Here is a 5,074-nt window from a genome sequence, read left to right as displayed (position 1 = left end):
ATATTTGTTATTGTAAGTGATAAAACTTGCAACTGCGAGAAGCGCGGTAACGTTGCCAATAATTTTGAGCAACCAAACTAAAAAAACAAAACCTACAACAGTTCAAAGCGAATGAAATCAAAATTTACCATACTTTTTTTTCTTTTCACATTAATTGTGAAATCGCAAGAATTAAAGACAATAACACTTCTTCCACCTGAGTCCAAAGAGACTTCGGATTTATCATTCTTACAATCTGAGTTAAAAGGCAAACAAATTGTAATGTTAGGAGAGCAAACTCATATGTATGGTAACATATTCGAGATGAAAGCCCGAGTTGTTGAATACCTTCATCAAGAATTAGGCTTCACAACTATTGCAATGGAATCCTCTATGTATGACATATGGAAAATGAACAAAAATGGATTTGAACCAAAAGAATTCAATAATGCTATTTGGGGTGTTTGGTCAAGCACATTAGAGTTTCAAAGACTTGTCAACTATATAGACAGCAACAACTTAAAAGTAATAGGTTTTGACTCACAAATAGATAATACTTCACAATTTATAGAAGATTTTTTCGACTATTTAGAAAAAACAAAAATTGAATTAAAACTCGATGAAGACGACTTTGGAATTGTTATCGAAAGTGTTTTAGACATCGTAACTTTTGAGGAAGATGACATTAAATACAATAACTACGAAAAGGAATTAAAGAGAATTATTGGGCAAATAAACCAATTGGAACAAACCGATACTAATTATTATTGGAAACAATTTACAAAGAGCCTGTTAGCCTGTTCTCAAGATGCATATAACAACACTGAAGAAATACTGACAACCGACTTTGGAAATAAAAACGATAATATTAGAGACAAACAAATGTCAGACAATCTATTAAGTTACATCAAAAGAAATCCAGATGAGAAAATTATTTGTTGGGCAGACAACATTCATATTATCAATGATAATTCAAGCATAAAAAAACCAGTTGCGAAAGAATTTGTTTCAATGGGCTCTTACATTCACAAAGAATTAAAGGAAAAATCCTATAGCTTGGCAACTATACACGCTAACGATTCGCTTTTGGACTTGGGTACTAAAAAATGGCACAAAACACCAATCAAGGAAAAATCGTTTGAGTATGAGTTAAGTAATTTTAAAAGTCCTTACCTATTTGTTTCATCCAATCAAGAAGGTATGGGTTTAACTAAAGATACTCGATTATTAAATTTTATTGACTTTACCGAAGCAAGATTAGACCAACTGCACAATGGTTACATATTCTTTCAAAAAGCAACACTACCAAAATTAGATACTAAAAAGGATACTATTGAAACTTCAACGAAACAGCTGACTTTAGCTAAGAAAATTGAACAAATACAAGTAGGTCAAAATATTGTCTTAAAAGGTCAAATTTTAGATAAAGAAACCAATCAGCCTGTACCATTTGCAAACCTAATACTCAAAAAAGAAGAAATTTACAGAGTAGCAGATGAAAATGGATATTTTAAACTTCCTATAAAGAAACAGATGATGCAAAACGCTTTTGTATCTATTTCGTCTCTTGGTTTTGAGACTAATGAAATTTTGCTAAAAAACCTTACTGAAAAAGTTTATTTGAAACAAAAATTCGAAGAATTAGATGAAGTTGTGATTACTGGATATTTATCACCTCTAACCGTTCTTAAAAAAGCTATTTCAAAAAAAGAGGAAAATCATCCTATTGAACCTTTTAATTTTTACAGATATGGAAAAGTAATTATCAATAATAATGACAAAAATCTATTAGATTTAGAATTGATTACTAAAGATGAAGATGAAGGTTATCAATCGCCTTATATAATAACCCAAAGGGTTGAACAAATTAAGTGGAATATCAATAAAAACCCTAAAAGATATACGTATTCGTCTCAATTTTTTGCTTACCGACAAAATGCCATTCGCTACGCAAACATCTTACACAAGAGAAAATACAAGAAATTTAAGCTAAACTTCGTTAAGTCAAACAATGAAAATGATGATGACACATATATAATTGCATTTGAAACAGAGCGAAATAAGTGGAACTACACCAATAGAGGTTATCCAACAAAATATATGGGCAGAGTATATATAAACAAAGACAATTTTGCTATTGTAAAGGTCATTGAGAATTGGGAAACTACGCTAAAAAAAGAAGAAATAGAGAAACACTTCAAAGGCTATGAAAATTATAAAGACATAGTTGAAACGACGATTAAGGAGGAAAATATTTGTACTTATTCTCAAATTAGTGGCAATGACAAATATTACGCTATTCAATACTTTAACAGAAGATATAGTGAATCAATAAATAAGGAAAACAAACGTAATCGTAGGATTATCGAATTAGATTCTTATTTGTTTGATTTTGAACTAAAAGATGTTGAGGACATTGAATATGAATGGAGAGAAAAGAACCAGACTGTTTTAAACCGTGTAAAATATGATGAAACTTTTTGGAGTTCATTTTACGAGAGAAAAATTGACAAAAAAACTGAATAAAAAACTATTGGCAACAATGGCTATAAGTAATTGCTTGTTCTCGCCTACTTTGGAAATTCCTGGGGAATTTCCTACTTGGTGTGTACTTGCGAAGTTGAGTGCTAAACCACGCAACTACTCATAGCCGAGACCGTTAGCAAACATACCGAAATGAAAATACTGCAAACAATCATAATTCTGTTTATAACCATTTCATCTTTTGCTCAAAGCAATTATGATGATAGTAAAATCTCGAATAAAACTAAAAAGGCAGTAAAGAAGATTGAGAGGGTCAATGAATTGATGAGTTCTGCGGTTTACTCATCTGGAATGAGACCAAAACAATGGGACAACTTTGAAACTTTAAAAGAAACAGCGACTGAAAGTGAATTGATTGAATTAACTAATCATCCGAATGGAGTTGTTAGAAGTTATTCGTTTTGGGCTTTATCTTACAATAAAAATGTTGACTTATTCAAAATTGTGAAAAATCATTTGAACGATGATGAATTAATTAGCACACAGTTTGGTTGTATCGGAGGACAAGAAAAAGTTGGCGATTTTTATATTCAGGTGCTAACACCTCAATACGTGGATTTAGACTCGAAAAAACTTAACGAACAACAATTTCGAGAGTTAGACAGCTTGTTAGTGTACTCAAACAACAATCTAAATGCCAAGTATGGAGCAATTCAGAGAATAGAATCATCTGAATCTAATTATGGTAAAATCAAAGAACTATACCTTGAAAAAAATGACCAATCTGCATTAGTTAAATTAGCCAAATACAATAAAGTAGAGGATATTGAACTCATTCTCAATAATCGAGAAAAAGACAATTCTGAAGAAGGCGGATATTTTCATACATATAAAGCCATAAGTAATTTTCCAAATTCGAAATTCTTTCCATTTTTAAAATCACAACTTCAAAAGACTTTGGATAACACCCATTATAGTAATGAATGGACACAATTATACAGAGCAATTGCAAGCTATAAGAATGAAGATGCAAAAAAACAATTACTGATACCTTTTACACAAGTCGAGCACAAGAATATTAGAAAATATCATTTGAATATGATTTTTTCCGCATTAAACGAATTTCAATCTAACAGCTATGACGAACTTCTATGGAAGCTATGGGAAGAAGAAAATAAAATTTCGCCAAAGGTTTTTGAGTATTTAAGCAGCTTAAATTCAAACAAGGCATTTGAATTGACTAAAAAAAGTATGCAAAACCCTAATGAATTGGACATTGCGAATTTCAGTTTTGACAATTTTGAAGAAACAAAAAGCTTGAATGAACAAATGCTAGACTTAATAATAAATAAAGACAGAGATTTTGGGCTTCAATTAATCAGGGAAAACATAAAAAATTCAAACGTTCATAATTTCCCTTTATATGCTACAAAAGCATCTGAAATTAAAGACAAATCATTTGTAAAACCGTTAATAGAAATTCTAGAAACTGAATGGAATGCACATATTTATTTGTCTGCTACCAAAGCATTAATCTCTTATAATAATCAAGACATAAATAAGCAGATTTTAAATGCAAGAACAAAAAACGAAAATTTAAGAAGGGATTGGGGCGGAAAAGCATTTGACAAATTACTCGCTGAAAACGGAATAGAATAAAAGTACGTTTGCTAACAACGTATATAAAAAATAGCGGTTTAATCGCTTAATCCAAAGAAAATGAATAAATTAATGGTCAGTTATAATCCGAAAAATTAGTGGGTAAAATCCGCTACTTTTCATATACAAGACCGTTAGTGGCAAGCTTAAAGAAATCGTTAAAAAACAAATCTTGTTAATAATTTGTTGATAGTTTTTATATATGGTTATTTATTTTTAGATAAGTTTTTTCTATTTTTGTCATATATAAACTTAAAAAAAAGAAAATGAAAACTAAAGAAAATTTAAATGAACTATTCTTCGGAAAAGTAGCAGCAGAAAAAATAGATAAGTTTGAAAATGGAATGCTTGAAATAGAAAAAAAACATTTTAATTATTTTGAGCAAAAACCAAAAAAATCAGACGTAGATGAAAATGACAGACTTCATAACCATTATGTTGTAATAACTAACAATAGCAGTATAACATTTAGTTTTATAAATGATTCTAATTTAGATGAACTTATAAAAAAAGAATGTATTGAACTTTTTAATGAAGTATTTAACTCGAAAAATGAAATAATAATTTAAATATGAACTCTAAAAGTGAAAATAATGATTTTTTAGAAGCATTGGCTAAATTACCTATGATTAGAAAAAATTTGATAAATATTGCACAAGAAATAATCCAAAAAACATCTAATAAAAATCAAGAAAATTTAATGATTGATGAAAAAATTTCTTCTTTATTAGATGAAATGGAATCCGAAAATTTAGCTGTGGATTATGAAGACCAAGATTTATTAAAGCATACAATAAAATCGATTCTAACCACTCAATTACCATTATCAAAAATGGCAATAAAAATTAGAAGTCTTAAAAAAAATCCACCTGACATATTTAAGTAAAAAGCCAGCCACTAACAACTGTTTTGCACAATGGCTTGGGCTTGGTTTTTCCTTCGGAAAAACCTC

The 5,074-nt window shown here is 29.6% G+C and carries 4 protein-coding genes; all 4 read left to right on the top strand.

Going from position 1 to position 5,074, the window contains the following annotated elements:
* Window positions 1-111: 111 nt before the first annotated feature.
* Window positions 112-2,505, top strand: coding sequence for an erythromycin esterase family protein (locus AABJ49_RS14130; protein WP_338378938.1), 2,394 nt, complete (start codon window positions 112-114; stop codon window positions 2,503-2,505).
* 150 nt (window positions 2,506-2,655) lie between these two features.
* Complete coding sequence (locus tag AABJ49_RS14125) at window positions 2,656-4,122, top strand: hypothetical protein (RefSeq protein WP_338378937.1); 1,467 nt, start codon at window positions 2,656-2,658, stop codon at window positions 4,120-4,122.
* Between the two features lie 266 nt (window positions 4,123-4,388).
* On the top strand, window positions 4,389-4,691 hold the full coding sequence (locus AABJ49_RS14120; RefSeq protein ID WP_338378936.1) for a hypothetical protein: 303 nt from the start codon (window positions 4,389-4,391) through the stop codon (window positions 4,689-4,691).
* Window positions 4,692-4,693: 2 nt separating this feature from the next.
* Window positions 4,694-5,008, top strand: a complete 315-nt coding sequence (locus tag AABJ49_RS14115) for a hypothetical protein (protein WP_338378935.1) — start codon at window positions 4,694-4,696, stop codon at window positions 5,006-5,008.
* Window positions 5,009-5,074: the final 66 nt, after the last annotated feature.

Origin of the sequence: uncultured Flavobacterium sp. (genome assembly GCF_963922255.1) — a bacterium.
In the GTDB taxonomy this organism is placed as follows: Bacteria; Bacteroidota; Bacteroidia; order Flavobacteriales; family Flavobacteriaceae; genus Flavobacterium.
This window is presented reverse-complemented; position numbering and strand designations above follow the sequence as displayed.